The organism is Pantoea sp. PA1, assembly GCF_056856975.1.
In genome coordinates, this window is the sequence record NZ_JBXGEE010000002.1 from 405,330 (window position 1) to 421,413 (window position 16,084).

General features: G+C 56.7%; 13 protein-coding genes. 8 read left to right on the forward strand and 5 right to left on the reverse strand.

Annotated elements, in window-relative coordinates:
• The first annotated feature begins 3 nt into the window (after positions 1 to 3).
• The 8 genes from fkpB to AC1V0D_RS12710 all read left to right on the forward strand — a co-directional run bounded on the left by fkpB (position 4) and on the right by AC1V0D_RS12710 (position 11,615).
• On the forward strand, positions 4 to 474 hold the full coding sequence (gene fkpB / locus AC1V0D_RS12675) for an FKBP-type peptidyl-prolyl cis-trans isomerase (protein WP_009092210.1): 471 nt from the start codon (positions 4 to 6) through the stop codon (positions 472 to 474).
• Complete coding sequence (gene ispH / locus AC1V0D_RS12680) at positions 455 to 1,408, forward strand: 4-hydroxy-3-methylbut-2-enyl diphosphate reductase (RefSeq protein ID WP_010253724.1); 954 nt, start codon at positions 455 to 457, stop codon at positions 1,406 to 1,408. The genes fkpB and ispH overlap by 20 nt, the downstream gene beginning before the upstream one ends.
• 222 nt (positions 1,409 to 1,630) lie before the next feature.
• Positions 1,631 to 2,437: a 4-hydroxy-tetrahydrodipicolinate reductase gene (dapB, locus tag AC1V0D_RS12685; RefSeq protein WP_009092207.1), complete on the forward strand. Its 807-nt coding sequence runs from the start codon at positions 1,631 to 1,633 to the stop codon at positions 2,435 to 2,437.
• A gap of 476 nt (positions 2,438 to 2,913) precedes the next feature.
• Positions 2,914 to 4,062, forward strand: a complete 1,149-nt coding sequence (carA, locus tag AC1V0D_RS12690; RefSeq protein WP_009092206.1) for a glutamine-hydrolyzing carbamoyl-phosphate synthase small subunit — start codon at positions 2,914 to 2,916, stop codon at positions 4,060 to 4,062.
• 14 nt (positions 4,063 to 4,076) lie between these two features.
• On the forward strand, positions 4,077 to 7,304 hold the full coding sequence (gene carB / locus AC1V0D_RS12695) for a carbamoyl-phosphate synthase large subunit (RefSeq protein ID WP_482907519.1): 3,228 nt from the start codon (positions 4,077 to 4,079) through the stop codon (positions 7,302 to 7,304).
• 486 nt (positions 7,305 to 7,790) lie between these two features.
• Complete coding sequence (locus tag AC1V0D_RS12700) at positions 7,791 to 8,924, forward strand: porin (RefSeq protein ID WP_369974601.1); 1,134 nt, start codon at positions 7,791 to 7,793, stop codon at positions 8,922 to 8,924.
• A gap of 234 nt (positions 8,925 to 9,158) precedes the next feature.
• Positions 9,159 to 9,641 (forward strand): type 3 dihydrofolate reductase, encoded by a 483-nt coding sequence (gene folA, locus AC1V0D_RS12705; protein WP_046101196.1) that lies wholly within the window; start codon positions 9,159 to 9,161, stop codon positions 9,639 to 9,641.
• Positions 9,642 to 9,731: 90 nt separating this feature from the next.
• Complete coding sequence (locus tag AC1V0D_RS12710) at positions 9,732 to 11,615, forward strand: PhoX family protein (protein WP_482907520.1); 1,884 nt, start codon at positions 9,732 to 9,734, stop codon at positions 11,613 to 11,615.
• Between the two features lie 33 nt (positions 11,616 to 11,648).
• Here AC1V0D_RS12710 and apaH read toward each other — a convergent pair whose 3' ends face one another.
• From apaH to surA, 5 genes are read right to left on the reverse strand one after another with little or no spacing between them, the layout of a single operon-like run.
• Positions 11,649 to 12,506, reverse strand: a complete 858-nt coding sequence (gene apaH / locus AC1V0D_RS12715; RefSeq protein WP_009092197.1) for a bis(5'-nucleosyl)-tetraphosphatase (symmetrical) ApaH — start codon at positions 12,504 to 12,506, stop codon at positions 11,649 to 11,651.
• Between the two features lie 53 nt (positions 12,507 to 12,559).
• Complete coding sequence (gene apaG, locus AC1V0D_RS12720) at positions 12,560 to 12,937, reverse strand: Co2+/Mg2+ efflux protein ApaG (RefSeq protein WP_009092195.1); 378 nt, start codon at positions 12,935 to 12,937, stop codon at positions 12,560 to 12,562.
• Between the two features lie 3 nt (positions 12,938 to 12,940).
• Positions 12,941 to 13,762 carry a 16S rRNA (adenine(1518)-N(6)/adenine(1519)-N(6))-dimethyltransferase RsmA gene (gene rsmA / locus AC1V0D_RS12725; protein WP_009092193.1) on the reverse strand — a complete coding sequence of 274 codons (822 nt, stop codon included), beginning with the start codon at positions 13,760 to 13,762 and terminating at the stop codon, positions 12,941 to 12,943.
• Positions 13,755 to 14,747: a 4-hydroxythreonine-4-phosphate dehydrogenase PdxA gene (gene pdxA / locus AC1V0D_RS12730; RefSeq protein WP_482907564.1), complete on the reverse strand. Its 993-nt coding sequence runs from the start codon at positions 14,745 to 14,747 to the stop codon at positions 13,755 to 13,757. Before pdxA ends, rsmA begins: the two co-directional genes overlap by 8 nt.
• Positions 14,737 to 16,032: a peptidylprolyl isomerase SurA gene (surA, locus tag AC1V0D_RS12735; protein WP_009092189.1), complete on the reverse strand. Its 1,296-nt coding sequence runs from the start codon at positions 16,030 to 16,032 to the stop codon at positions 14,737 to 14,739. The genes pdxA and surA overlap by 11 nt, the downstream gene beginning before the upstream one ends.
• Positions 16,033 to 16,084 lie beyond the last annotated feature (52 nt).

The following is a 16,084-nucleotide window of genomic DNA, read 5'->3' on the forward strand; positions in this document are numbered from 1 at the left end:
GTGATGACTGAGTCCGTACAGCGCGACAGCGCGGTGTTGGTGCATTTTACGCTGAAGCTGGAAGATGGCTCGACGGCGGAATCGACCCGTGCAAACGGTAAGCCTGCGCTGTTCCGTCTCGGTGATGGCAGCCTCTCTGCGGCACTGGAGGAGGCACTGCTGGGGCTGAAAGCGGGTGAAACTAAACAGTTCACTCTGGCGCCGGAAGAGGCATTTGGTGGCGTCAGCCCTGACCTGATCCAGTATTTCTCGCGTCGTGACTTTATCGATGCCGGTGAACCGGAAGTGGGGGCCATCATGCTGTTCAGCGGCATGGGCGGCAGTGAAATGCCAGGCGTGATCCGTGAAGTCTCCGGTGATTCGATCACCGTGGATTTTAACCATCCGCTGGCAGGTCATCGTATTCAGTTTGATGTAGAGGTGCTGGAGATCGATCCGGCACTGGAGGCGAACGATGCAAATCCTGTTAGCTAATCCGCGCGGTTTCTGCGCCGGCGTTGATCGCGCCATCAGTATCGTTGAGCGCGCGCTGGAGATGTATGGCGCGCCCATCTACGTGCGTCACGAAGTGGTGCATAACCGTTACGTGGTCAACAGCCTGCGTGAGCGCGGGGCGATCTTCATCGAAGAGATCAGTGAAGTGCCGGACAACGCGATTCTGATCTTCTCCGCGCACGGTGTTTCGCAGGCGGTGCGTGCAGAAGCCAAAGCGCGCAATCTGACCATGCTGTTTGATGCAACCTGTCCGCTGGTGACAAAAGTGCATATGGAAGTGGCACGTGCCAGCCGTAAAGGCGTTGAGGCGATACTGATCGGTCATGCGGGTCATCCGGAAGTGGAAGGCACCATGGGGCAGTACAACAACCCCAATGGCGGGATGTATCTGGTCGAGTCTCCGGAAGATGTTTTCCGGCTGACGGTAAAGGATGAAAACAACCTGAGCTTCATGACGCAGACGACGCTGTCAGTGGATGATACGTCAGACATCATCGATGCTCTGCGTCAGCGCTTCCCGGCGATTATCGGGCCGCGTAAAGATGATATCTGCTATGCCACAACCAACCGCCAGGAAGCGGTTCGCACCCTGGCGAAAGATGCCGAGGTGGTGCTGGTGGTGGGGTCGAAGAACTCCTCCAACTCGAACCGTCTGGCTGAACTGGCGCAGCGCGCCGGTAAGCTGGCGAAGCTGATCGACTCTGCTGATGATATTCAGGAAGAGTGGGTCAAAGGCGTGGCCTGTATCGGTGTCACCGCCGGTGCCTCAGCGCCCGATATTCTGGTGCAGCAGGTGATTCAGCGACTGCGTGAGCTGGGCGGCGAAGCCGCGATCGAGCTGATTGGCCGTGAAGAGAACATCGTCTTTGAAGTGCCAAAAGAGCTGCGCGTCGAGGTGCGCAACGTGCAGTAACCGCACGTTAATCCTGATAAAAAGGCCGACTCTGTTCGGCCTTTTTTGTTTTTATCGACCGATGAAAAGCCCACCTTTTGCCATGGCGATTGCTTTTACTGATAATCGCAGGCGGTTGGCATAAAATTCTTATTATCCCTGATTAATAGTGGCGTGACTGTTAACTCGTCGTTAACCTGATGACGCTTTGGATGCATAGTTTTGTTTTAGGAATGAATAAATATGAAGAATATCCGCATTGCCGTTGTGGGCGCGCCGGGCCGTATGGGCCGTAATCTGATTGAGGCGACACAGCAGGCTGAAGGCGTGGAGCTGGGTGCTGCGCTCGCCCGTCCGGGTTCATCGCTGACCGGCAGCGACGCCGGAGAGTTAGCGGGCATCGGCAGAAACGGCATCCTGATTGCTGACGATTTACGTGCAGTGATTGATGACTTTGATGTGCTGATCGACTTTACCCGTCCGGAAGGCACGCTGGAGTATATGGCGATCTGCCGTGAGCACGGCAAAGCGATGGTGATCGGCACCACAGGATTCGATGACGCAGGCAAAGCAGCCATTCGCGCCGCCTCAGAAGATATCGCCATTGTGTTCGCCGCAAACTTCAGTGTGGGCGTTAACCTGGTGCTGAAGCTGCTGGAGAAAGCCGCCAGTGTGATGGGGGAGTATGCGGATATTGAGATTACTGAAGCGCACCATCGCCACAAAGTGGATGCGCCATCGGGCACCGCACTGGCGATGGGGGAAGCGATTGCCGATGCGATGCAGTGGAAACTGGATGAGCACGCGGTCTATACGCGTGAAGGACACACCGGCGAACGTCAGCCTCAGACCATCGGTTTTGCCACGGTGCGCGCCGGGGACATCGTCGGTGAGCATACGGCAATGTTTGCGGATATTGGCGAACGGGTTGAGATAACCCACAAGGCCTCAAGCCGTATGACCTTCGCAAAAGGTGCGGTTAAGTCGGCGTTGTGGCTGAAAGAGAAGAAAGCAGGCCTGTTTGATATGCGGGATGTGCTGGATCTGTGATGTTGTGCGTGTTGTGAACCATCGTGATGTGGTTATTTCAATCGTTAACCAATTGATTGGAAAAGGGCAATATTTTTATTGCCCTTAATTTTGTCTTAAATCCTCGCCCTGATGTGAAAACAGATTAAGCCATCTGTTTTTATCACTTTTCGCGCGTTTTATCTCCGTTAAGATGCCATTTTTGACCATTTGGTCAAAAAAATCAGCCTGACAGCCTCGGGTTCTTATTTTTACTGCCTGGCAAACGATTATTCGGCCGGGTTTTCTCCTGTTTTTACCGCTTAAGCCCGTTTCTGGCCTCATAAGTCAGATAAAGATGAAAAAAACGGGCCTCAGGGTAGACAAGCCCCAGGGTGATCATTAGAATGCGCGCAATTTGCCAAAAATCGACAATTCAGGCGGTTTTTGCATTGATTCAGGCGGCTATTTTGAATTAATATGCAGATATTATGACTGTTTATTCCCTGGAGGATGTTTTGATTAAGTCAGCAATCCTGGTTCTGGAAGACGGAACCCAATTCCACGGTCGGGCCATCGGGGCAACGGGGTCGGCAGTGGGGGAAGTCGTTTTCAACACCTCAATGACCGGTTATCAAGAAATCCTCACTGATCCTTCCTATTCCCGCCAAATCGTTACTCTCACTTATCCCCATATCGGTAATGTCGGTGCCAACGCCGCTGATGAAGAATCAAGCCAGATTCATGCTCAGGGCCTGGTCATCCGCGATCTGCCGTTGATTGCCAGCAACTTCCGAAGCGAAGAGGGACTCTCCGCTTACCTGCAGCGCAACAACATTGTGGCCATTGCCGATATCGATACCCGCAAGCTGACGCGTCTGCTGCGTGAGAAAGGCGCTCAGAATGGCTGCATTATCGCCGGTGATAATCCGGACGCCGCGCTGGCGCTGCAGAAAGCCCAGGCGTTCCCCGGGCTGAAAGGGATGGATCTGGCGAAAGAGGTCTGCACAACGGAAACCTACAGCTGGCAGCAGGGCAGCTGGACGCTGGGCAGTGGCCTGCCGGAACAATCCTCAGCGGAAGCCCTGCCTTATCATGTCGTGGCTTACGATTACGGTGCCAAGCGCAACATTCTGCGTATGCTGGTTGACCGCGGCTGCCGTCTGACCGTCGTACCGGCTCAGACACCGGCGGAAGAGGTGCTGAAGATGAATCCGGATGGCATTTTCCTCTCCAACGGCCCGGGTGACCCGGAGCCATGTGACTATGCCATCAGCGCGATTCAGGCCTTCCTGAAAACCGAGATTCCGGTGTTCGGTATCTGCCTGGGTCATCAGCTGCTGGCGCTGGCCAGCGGAGCCCGGACCGTGAAGATGAAGCTTGGCCACCACGGCGGCAACCATCCGGTGAAGGATCTCGACAATAATCGCGTGATGATCACTGCCCAGAACCACGGTTTTGCCGTCGATGAGAACGATCTGCCCGCAAACCTGCGTGTCACCCACATTTCGCTGTTCGATAAAACGGTGCAGGGCATTCACCGCACTGACAAGCCAGCCTTCAGCTTCCAGGGACACCCGGAAGCCAGCCCGGGACCGGGTGATGCTGCGCCGCTGTTTGACCACTTTATTGAATTGATTGACGCCTTCCGTCTGCAAGCGAAGTAATCAGGAGCTAATTCATGCCAAAACGTACAGACATAAAATCAATCCTGATTCTTGGTGCCGGTCCGATTGTGATCGGTCAGGCCTGTGAATTTGACTATTCCGGTGCGCAGGCGTGTAAAGCGCTGCGTGAAGAGGGTTACCGGGTCATCCTGGTGAACTCCAACCCGGCGACCATCATGACCGACCCTGAGATGGCCGATGCCACCTATATCGAGCCCATTCACTGGGAAGTGGTGCGCAAAATCATCGAAAAAGAGCGTCCGGATGCCGTACTGCCGACCATGGGCGGCCAGACTGCGCTGAACTGCGCACTGGAGCTTGAGCGTCAGGGCGTGCTGGAAGAGTTTGGCGTGACCATGATTGGTGCGACCGCAGACGCCATTGATAAAGCAGAAGATCGTCGTCGCTTTGATGTCGCGATGAAAAGCATCGGGCTGGACACCGCCCGTTCCGGTATCGCACACACCATGGAAGAAGCGCTGGCCGTGGCGGAAGATGTCGGTTTCCCCTGCATCATCCGTCCCTCCTTTACCATGGGCGGCACCGGTGGCGGCATCGCCTATAACCGCGAAGAGTTTGAAGAGATTTGTGAACGGGGCCTCGACCTTTCACCGACCAATGAGCTGCTGATTGATGAGTCGCTGATTGGCTGGAAAGAGTATGAGATGGAAGTGGTTCGCGATAAAAACGACAACTGCATCATCGTCTGCTCGATTGAAAACTTCGATGCAATGGGGATTCACACCGGTGACTCCATCACGGTCGCCCCCGCTCAGACGCTGACGGATAAAGAGTATCAGATCATGCGTAACGCCTCGCTGGCGGTCCTGCGTGAAATCGGTGTGGAAACCGGTGGCTCTAACGTCCAGTTCTCGGTGAACCCGAAAGATGGTCGCCTGATTGTTATCGAGATGAACCCACGCGTCTCTCGCTCCTCTGCGCTGGCTTCAAAAGCGACCGGCTTCCCGATTGCGAAAGTTGCGGCCAAGCTGGCGGTCGGCTTTACTCTCGATGAGCTGATGAATGACATCACCGGTGGTTTAACGCCCGCCTCATTTGAGCCGTCGATTGACTATGTGGTCACCAAAATTCCACGCTTCAACTTCGAAAAATTTGCCGGTGCCAACGACCGCCTGACCACCCAGATGAAATCGGTCGGTGAGGTGATGGCGATTGGCCGCACATTCCAGGAGTCCGTACAGAAAGCGCTGCGCGGCCTGGAAGTGGGCGCGCACGGCTTCGACCCGAAAGTGCATCTGGACGACCCGGAAGCCCTGACCCGCATCCGCCGCGAGCTGAAAGATGCCGGTTCAGACCGTATCTGGTATATCGCTGACGCGTTCCGCGCCGGGATGTCGGTCGATGGCGTCTTCAATCTCACCAACATTGACCGCTGGTTCCTGGTGCAGATTGAAGAGCTGATCCGGCTGGAAGACCAGGTGGCCCGTGAAGGGGTAAACAGCCTGGATGCGACCTTCCTGCGTGCGCTGAAGCGTAAAGGCTTTGCCGACGCCAGGCTGGCGGCGCTGGCAGGCGTGGCTGAGAGCGAAATTCGCAGGCTGCGTCAGCAGTTTAACCTGCACCCGGTCTATAAGCGTGTGGATACCTGCGCCGCCGAGTTCGCCACCGATACCGCTTACATGTACTCCACCTATGAAGAGGAGTGCGAAGCCAACCCGGCGACGGATCGCGATAAGATCATGATTCTGGGCGGTGGGCCAAACCGTATCGGTCAGGGTATTGAGTTCGACTACTGCTGCGTTCACGCCGCGCTGGCGCTGCGTGAAGATGGTTACCAGACCATTATGGTCAACTGTAACCCGGAAACGGTGTCGACCGATTATGACACCTCCGACCGTCTCTACTTTGAGCCGGTGACGCTGGAAGATGTGCTGGAAATCGTCCGTATCGAGCAGCCTAAAGGCGTGATCGTGCAGTATGGCGGTCAGACCCCGCTGAAGCTGGCGCGTGCACTGGAAGCGGCAGGTGTGCCGGTTATCGGCACCAGCCCGGACTCTATTGACCGTGCTGAAGACCGTGAACGTTTCCAGCAGGCTGTCGATCGTCTGAGCCTGAAACAGCCAGCCAATGCCACGGTCGCAACGCTGGAGCAGGCCGTTGAGAAAGCCGCTGGCCTGGGCTATCCGCTGGTGGTGCGTCCTTCTTATGTACTGGGCGGCCGCGCCATGGAGATCGTCTACGACGAAACCGACCTCAAGCGCTACTTCCAGACAGCGGTCTCCGTCTCTAACGATGCGCCGGTGCTGCTGGATCGCTTCCTGGATGATGCGGTCGAAGTCGATGTGGATGCGATCTGCGACGGTGAGCGGGTGCTGATTGGCGGCATCATGGAACATATCGAGCAGGCTGGCGTTCACTCCGGTGACTCCGCCTGTTCACTGCCGGCCTACACACTGAATCAGGAGATTCAGAATGTGATGCGTCAGCAGGTTGAGAAGCTGGCGTTCGAGCTGAACGTTCGCGGCCTGATGAACGTCCAGTTCGCGGTCAAAGACAACGAAGTCTACCTGATCGAAGTTAACCCGCGCGCCGCGCGTACCGTGCCGTTCGTCTCGAAAGCGACCGGTGTGCCGCTGGCGAAAGTGGCCGCACGCGTGATGGCAGGCAAAACGCTGGCAGAGCAGGGCGTTACCGAAGAGGTGATTCCGCCTTACTACTCCGTGAAAGAGGTCGTACTGCCATTCAACAAGTTCCAGGGCGTTGACCCGATTCTTGGACCGGAAATGCGTTCGACCGGTGAAGTCATGGGCGTGGGCCGCACCTTTGCTGAGGCCTTCTCTAAAGCGATGCTGGGCGCACAGAGCAACATGAAGAAGTCGGGCCGTGCACTGCTGTCGGTGCGTGAAGGCGACAAGAAACGTATCGTCGACCTGGCTGCCAAGCTGCAGAAGTTTGGTTTCGAACTGGATGCGACACACGGCACGGCGGTTGTGCTGGGCGAGGCGGGAATTAACCCACGCCTGGTGAACAAGGTGCATGAAGGTCGTCCGCACATTCAGGACCGTCTGAAGAATGGCGAATATAGCTATATCGTCAACACCACGGCAGGACGCCAGGCGATTGAAGATTCGAAGCTGATTCGCCGCAGTGCTCTGCAGTATAAAGTGCACTATGACACCACGCTGAATGGCGGTTTCGCCACCGCGATGGCGCTGAATGCCGATCCGACGGAGCAGGTCATCTCCGTTCAGGAGATGCACGCGCAGATTAAGGCGATGTAAGACAAAGTAGTGTGAAAATCGGCTCCTGCGGGAGCCGTTTTTTTTGGTTAAATTCTGGCCATATCAGCGGTGAGATCGCGCCTGCGAAGGAAACACGGGCAGATCGGAAAGTCGCTCAAGCCAGTCCCTGGCCGCCCGGCCCGCGCCGTCCATGGCGCGGGACGCTTTCCTCCTCTGTCCGTGATCCCTGCGCGTTGTGCTGATACGTTGTGGTCCCCCCCAGAATTTGAATTTTTCAGCTGTCTGAAGGGCTCGTGCGGGAGCCGTTTTTTTTGCCTCTCACCTGGCGATAATCTGAAAATCAGGCTCGCATAAAGCAAAGGATTTGCCTTAAAGTCACTGATTTGACTTAGTTTTTTAGCTATAGGTGCGAATCAGCCCCGTTCGCACAAATTTATAAGATAAACACTTCCTGTCCGGATTTTTCGCCAGTAATATGCCTGCCGCTCATCACCGGAGCGTGCAAGGACACCTATAAAAATGAAAATGCGTACTTTTTCTCTGAGTGCAGTGGCTGCACTGATGGCTATTCTTCCTTTCGCCAGCCAGGCGGAAATCACCCTGTTAAAACAGGATCCGCAGGCTGGCGATCCGCTTAGCCGCCTCACCTTTACCTTTGGCGGCAGCATCCGTGCTCAGGTCAATCACCAGACCGGCGTGGATGACAAATCGTACAAGCGTGACGGATTCGATGGCGGCACCCGTTTCCGTTTCGGCGCGGATTACTACCTGTTCGACGACGTCAGCTGGATCAGCTACTACGAGCTGGGCGTGAATATTCCGGCGGTATTCAGCTGGGATCGTCATTATGCCGACGGTGCGAATAACACCACGCGCCGCCAGCTCTACACCGGTCTGAAAAGCAAGACCTGGGGCCAGCTGACCTTTGGTCAGCAGAACAGCGTTTACTACGATACCGTAGGGGCCAAGACCGATATCTGGGACTACGACATGATCGGTCAGGCACCAGGCAACGGGATCAATGGCGACTACGATGGCTCTTACCGTTCGCGTAAGCAGCTGAAGTATAAAAACACCTTCGGCGATCTGGATCTCTACGCCTCTTATCTGTTCGACGATAATGAGTTCCTGCCAGGCAACGGCCTGCGCTACAAGCGCAAAGGCGGCGGTTCGCTGGGTGTGGATTATCACATTACCGACGATCTGAGCTGGGGCACGGCGTGGAACTACACCCGCGCGGCGATGCGTAACCCGAACAATGGCGACAGCGGCGATTACGATCAGAACATTTATGGCACCGCGCTGAGCTGGACCCCGGGCAACTGGACGCTGTCAGCGGGCGGCGGCTGGTATCAGAACTTCATGACCACCAAACGCAAAGATGTGCATGACTACTTTGCTGGCGATGCATGGGGCGTGGAATACTTTGCCGGTTATAAAATTCCGGTGGCGCAGTATGGCCTGAAAGCGGTGCAGCCGTATGTTATGGGCGATCGCATTGAATATGCGACCGGACGTGATTATCAGCGCATCGACAACGGTCTGGGCGTGACGCTGTTCCTCGACTACGGTTTCCGTGTCGATTACGAACATGTCTTTACCTCCAGCACCGATAACCTGGGTGATATGAATCTGGTGCGTCTGCGCTACGACTTCTGATAACCCCGACGGCTCCTGCGGGAGCCGTTTTCTTATTCGCCCGGTTTTGTGCCAGCTGGCGTCAGATTACTGGCGAGCTGCGGCTAACAGACGCGATTTCGCGGTGAAAAACGCTGCGCAGGCAGTGAAACGCGACATCATAAAAAGCTTTACGCAATTAGACCTTCCCCCCTATCGACGAAAGTTTCACCTTCTCGTATCATGGCGCCAATTTTTTTCCTGTGAGTAGTTAACATGATTAGTCTTATCGCGGCATTAGCAGCAGATCGCATTATTGGAATGGAGAACGCCATGCCGTGGGACCTGCCTGCAGATCTGGCGTGGTTCAAGCGTAACACCCTGAAAAAACCGGTGATTATGGGCCGGCTGACCTTTGAATCCATTGGTCGCCCTCTGCCTGGCCGACTGAATATCGTGGTCAGCAGCCAGCCCGGCACCGCCGAAGGCGTCACCTGGGTCACTTCGCTGGATGAGGCGCTTCAGGCTGCCGGTGAAGCCGAAGAGATCATGGTGATCGGTGGCGGACGCGTTTATGAGCAGATGCTGAAGCGTGCCGATCGTCTCTATCTGACTCACATCGATGCAGAAGTAGAAGGCGACACGCAGTTCCCGGATTACGAGCCGGATGAGTGGCAGTCAACGTTCAGCGAGTTCCACGACGCTGATGAGCATAACTCCCACAGCTACTGCTTTGAGATCCTGGATCGCCGTCGCTGATTCCTTGCCCACCCGCCTGTAACCTGGCTGTCATCTTTATTCATTAGCATTGCTTCTTTTCCGGGATCGACACAAAGGAAGCAATCACTGATGAAGATCGAACTCTCCGCGTTAAGCACAGACCGCCTGCCCGATTCGCAGCGACGTAAGTTCCTTGCCGGTTCCGGCGCACTTGGGCTGACCGGCTTTCTCAGCGGCGGCCTGACTTTCTCCTCCGGCGCACTGGCGCAGGAAAACCCCGCCGGCAGCCCGCTGCTGGGCTTTCAGGCGATTGCCGCTTCGACCGCGGATGAGATTGTTGTAGCGCCAGGCTATCGCGCTGAAGTGCTGATCTCCTGGGGCGATCCGCTGGTTAATGGCGCGGCTGAGTTCGATCCGCATGGCAACAACAGCGCGGAGGATCAGGAAAAGCAGTTCGGTGACAACAATGATGGGATGAGCTTCTTCGCCATTGATGAGCATCGTGGCGTGATGGCAATCAACAATGAGTATGTGAATGAGCCGACGCTGTTCGCCCATGGCGGCAGCAAAGCGACCAGCCTGGAGGATGTGAAGAAATCACAGGCGGCGCACGGCGTTTCTGTCGTTGAGATTAAACGCGGCGAAGGCAATCGCTGGCAGGTTGTCCGTCCTTCTGACTACAACCGCCGCATTACCGCCAATACCCCGATGCGTTTTTCCGGTCCGGCCGCAGGCGACAAAGCGCTGCAGACCGCCGCCGATCCTCAGGGCCTGCAGGTTCTCGGCACCTTTGGTAACTGCGCCAACGGTAAAACGCCCTGGGGCACTTATCTGACCTGCGAAGAGAATTACGACACCTACTTTGGCACGCATGACGCGGATTTTACGCCGACCGCCCAGCAGAAGCGCTACACCCTGAACGCCGCCGAGCCGGAGCGAAACTGGTCCGATTTTGATCCCCGCTTCGATATCGCAAAAAATCCTAACGAATTTAACCGCCACGGCTGGATAGTCGAAATCGATCCCTTCGATCCCCAATCGGTGCCGGTCAAACGGACCGCGCTGGGGCGTTTCAAGCATGAGAATGCTGCGGTGACGGTTGCTAAAACCGGCCAGCTGGTGGTCTACATGGGCGACGATGAGCGTGGCGAGTACATTTATAAATATGTCTCGGACGACAAGGTTAACCCGGACGACGCCAAAGCGAATCACGGACTGCTCGATCGGGGCACGCTCTATGTGGCGCAGTTTAACGGCGATGAACAGGGCACACCCCTGAAAGGCAGCGGTCGCTGGCTGGCACTGAAGTGGGGGGAAAATGGACTCACTGCTGAGAAGGGATTTCATAGCCAGGCCGATGTCCTGATCAATGCGCGTGCTGCTGCCGATGTGGTTAACGCCACGCGGATGGATCGGCCGGAATGGATCGCCGTTAACCCGCATGATGGCCGCGCCTACTGTACGCTGACCAATAACAACAAGCGCGGCAATGAGGGGATGCCGGTTAATGCCGCCAACCCGCGCCCTAAAAATATCTATGGCCAGATTATCCGCTGGGATGAGAAGGGCGATGCCACGGCCACGTCGTTTGCCTGGGACATCTACGCGTTATGCGGCAATCCGATTGCCCATCCCGAAGGCATCTATCGTGGCACACCGAACATCACTGCTGAAAACACCTTTAACAGTCCGGATGGCCTGGGGTTTGATGCGCAGGGGCGGCTCTGGATCCTCACCGATGGCAAATACAGCAACAAAGAGGATTATCAGGGGCAGGGGAATAATCAGATGCTGGCAGGAGACCCGGACAGCGGCGAGATCCGCCGGTTTATGGTCGGCCCTAAATCCTGCGAGCTGACCGGCATTACCTTCACGCCTGACTACAGAACGCTGTTCGTGAACGTGCAGCACCCTGGCGAAGAGGGGGATTCACATTTTCCTGATAACAGTCCGCGCCCGCGCTCGTCGGTGATCATGATCACCCGGGAGGATGGCGGCATTATCGGCGCATAAAACAGCAGGCTGGCCGCCGGGCCAGCCTCAGGGTTATAGCGCCGGAGGCGCCAGACTTTCGCTGGAGTCGAGCGCTTTCTCGCGGTTAGAGGGCTGAACCACATAGCGCTGCTCTTCCCAGTGCAGCAGGGTCAGCGCGCCGCCCCAGCAGCAGCCGGTATCCAGGCCGATAATTCCCTCTGGCGTGCCTTTGCCTTCCAGTGAAGCCCAGTGACCGAAAACGATGGTGTAGTCACGGGCGACCGGTCCGTCGATGTTGAACCAGGGCTTCAGCGGTGGCAGCGCCGACTCCGGGGCATCTTTGCAGATCATGTCCAGCTGACCATTGGGGAAGCAGTAGCGCATACGGGTAAAGGCATTGGTGCTGAAGCGCAGTCGGGCCAGGCCGGTCAGATCTTCGCTCCAGTTATTTGGCATATCGCCATACATCGCATCCAGGAACAGCGGATAACTGTCGCTGGCGAGCACCGCTTCCACTTCCCGCGCACATTTTTTCGCGGTGTCGATATCCCACTGAGGCGTGATACCGGCGTGTCCCATGACCAGCTTTTTCTCTTCATCCACCTGCAGCAGCGGCTGCCGGCGCAGCCAGTTGATCAGCTCATCAGCATCGTCCGCTTCCAGCAGGGTGGTGAGGCGATCTTTAGGCTTGTTACGGCTGATTCCGGCATAGACCGCCAGCAGATGTAAATCGTGGTTGCCCAGCACCAGGCGCACGGCGTCGCCCAGTGACTTCACATAGCGCAGGACCTCCAGTGATCCAGGACCGCGCGCCACCAGGTCACCGGTCAGCCACAGCGTGTCATGCTCGGGATTGAAATCGACCTGCTGCAGCAAGGCACGTAATTCATCGTAGCAACCATGGACGTCGCCAATCAGGTATGTGCTCATAACGTTTTATCCATCGGGAATGTGCCCGACGTATCGGGCAAAAGGCGTGAAAATCAGTGAATGTGCGTCTGGATGGCGAGGCGGAACACCGGGATTTCAACGTGAAAGGTGTCGCCCTGATCGTCGACCATCACGTAGTGTCCCTGCATGGTGCCCATCGGCGTTTCGATGACAGCACCACTGGTGTACTGGAATTCGTTGCCCGGCGGGATAAGCGGCTGCTCACCAACCACGCCTTCGCCCTGAACTTCTGTTTCGCGGCCGTTACCGTTGGTAATCAGCCAGTAACGCCCCAGCAGCTGCACGGCGGAACGGCCCAGATTGCGTATCGTAATGGTATAGGCGAAGACGTAGCGATCCTCATCCGGCGAGGACTGGGAGGCGACGTACTGGCTTTGCACATGAACGGAGACGCGGGCCGTTTCACTCATGACTTACTCCTGCGATTTTCCCTGATGTGTCGCCAGCCAGTTAGCCAGCTGACAATATTGCGCGACCGAGACGTTTTCAGCACGCAGACCAGGATCAATGGATAACTCTTCCAGCGCACCCGCCGCCACCATATGGTTCAGGCTGTTGCGCAATGTTTTACGGCGCTGACCAAAGGCTTCTGTCGTGATACGGCTCAGGATACGCACGTCGCTGACCGGATGCGGTGGCTCGGCAAACGGCACCAGACGCACGACAGCCGAGTCCACTTTCGGTGGCGGCGTGAAGGCGTGTGGCGGCACTTCCAGCACCGGAATAACCTGGCAGTAATATTGCGCCATCACCGTCAGGCGACCATACGCTTTGCTGCCCGGGCCCGCAACCAGACGGTTAACCACCTCTTTCTGCAGCATGAAGTGCATATCTTTGATCGAACCAGTATAGCTGAAAAGGTGGAACATCAGCGGGGTCGAAATATTGTAAGGCAGGTTACCAAATACCCGCAGCGGCTGGCCTCTCTCCTGTGCCAGCGCGGCAAAGTCGAAGGTCATGGCATCCTGCTGGAAGATGGTCAGTTTCGGGCCAAGGAACGGATGCGTTTGCAGACGCGCCGCGAGATCGCGGTCCAGCTCCACCACCGTTAAGCTATCGAGGCGTTCGCCTACCGGCTCGGTTAAGGCGCCGAGGCCAGGGCCGATCTCTACCAGCGCTTCATCGCGCTGGGGATGAATGGCGGAGACAATGCTGTCGATAATGTACTGATCGTTCAGGAAGTTCTGCCCGAAACGTTTACGGGCGTAGTGCCCCTGATGGACGCGATTATTCATTACTGCTCTTGATCATAGTGATGGCGAGGTTAAGCGCCGTGATAAAGCTGCCCGGTTCCGCCTGACCCAGCCCGGCGAGTTCAAGCGCGGTGCCGTGGTCAACGGAGGTCCGGATAAAGGGCAGGCCCATGGTAATATTTACCGCGCGACCAAACCCCTGAAACTTCAGTACCGGCAGGCCCTGGTCGTGATACATCGCCAGTACCGCATCGGCGTTTTGCAGATATTTGGGCTGGAACAGCGTATCCGCAGGCAGCGGGCCGGTCAGTTTAATGCCCTGCTGACGCAGTTCATTGAGGGCCGGCGTAATCGTCTCAATCTCTTCCCGTCCCATATGACCGCCTTCACCGGCGTGGGGGTTAAGACCACAGACATAGATATGCGGCTCGGCAATGGCGAACTTCTGCTGCAGATCACGATGAAGAATGGTGATCACTTCATGCAGGCATTCGCGGGTGACCGCCGCAGGCACCTCTTTCAGCGGCAGATGCGTGGTGGCCAGTGCCACACGCAGCGCTTCGGTTGCCAGCATCATCACCACGCGATGACCGCCTGCGCGGTCGGCGAAGAATTCGGTATGGCCGGTAAAGGCGATACCGGCATCGTTAATCACGCCTTTGTGCACCGGACCGGTAATCAGCGCCGCAAATTCACCCTGCAGACAGCCGTCACAGGCGCGGGCCAGCGTGGCCAGCACATAGTCACCGTTAGCGACACAGAGTTCGCCTGGCGTGACCGGCTGTGCCGTCTCAATCGGCAGAATGGTCAGCGTCCCCGCCTGCTGCGGCACGGGGTCCGCCTCAGGCTGGTAGTGACGCAGGGTCAGCGGCAGACCGAGCTGCGCTGCCCGCTGCTGCAACAGGGCAGGGGAGGCGCAGACGACGAGTTCCACCGGCCAGACGTGCTGAGCCAGCTGAACGGTGAGATCGGGACCAATCCCGGCGGGCTCGCCGGGAGTGATCACCACACGCTGGTTACTGTGCATTGCCATCCAGAATCTTCACATAAGCACTGGCGCGCTGTTCCTGCATCCAGGTCTGCGCTTCTTCAGCAAATTTACGGTTAAACAGCATGCGATAAGCGCGCTCTTTCTGCGCCGCGTCGGTTTTGTCCACCTGGCGGGTATCCAGCAGCTGAATCAGATGCCAGCCGAAAGAGGAGTGCACCGGCTGGCTGGTCTGGCCTTTCTGCAGACGCAGCAGCGCATCGCGGAAGGCGGGATCAAAGACTTCCGGAGAGGTCCAGCCGAGATCGCCACCCTGATTCGCCGATCCCGGGTCGTCAGAGTACTGTTTTGCCGCGGCGGCAAAGGTGGTTTTTCCGCTGCGGATATCGGCCGCGATCTGTTCCAGCTGCGCCCTGGCCTGATCGTCAGTGAGAATCGGCGATGGTTTCAGCAGAATATGACGAGCATGCACCTCAGTGACCGAGACGTTCTTACTTTCGCCACGCAGGTCGTTCACCTTCAGGATATGGAAGCCCACACCTGAACGCACCGGCCCGACGATGTCGCCTTTTTTCGCCGTTGCCAGCGCCTGGGCAAACAGGGTCGGTAACTCTTCAATTTTACCCCAGCCCATGTTACCGCCTTTCAGCGCCTGCGAGTCGGCGGAGTAGGTCACGGCCATCTTGCCGAAATCCGCACCATTTTTCAGTTCGCCAACCAGCTGTTTCGCCAGCGTTTCCTGCTCATCGACCTGCTGTTGCGTCGGGTTTTCCGGCAGCGGCAGCAGAATGTGGCTGATGTTCAGCTCGGTTCCCTGGCTGTTCTGGGCGGCAATCTGGGTTGAAAGCGTATCCACTTCCTGCGGCAGGATGGTCACGCGACGACGCACTTCATTGTTGCGGACTTCGGCAATCATCATCTCTTTGCGGATCTGTGAGCGATAGACGCCATAGTTCATGCCGTCATAAGCCAGACGACTGCGCAGCTGATCCAGCGTCATGCGGTTCTGTGCGGCGATGTTCTTAATCGCCTGATCCAGCTGCTCATCGCTGATCTGGATCCCCGCTTTTTCACCCATCTGCAGAATGATGTTGTCCATGATCTGGCGTTCCAGAATCTGATGGCGCAGCGTTTTATCATCTGGCAACTGCTGACCTGCCTGCCGGGCCTGAGATTTCACCGTGCCCATCATGCCGTCCACGTCACTCTCAAGAACCACGCCGTTATTGACCACGGCGGCAACTTTATCAACGACTTGTGGTGCTGCGAACGCGGTGTTGGCACTGATTGCCACACCAAGAATCAGCATTCTCCAGTTCTTCATACTTTATCCATTGTTGGTTCCGCACTGCGGGATTGCCTGTCAAACATCACAA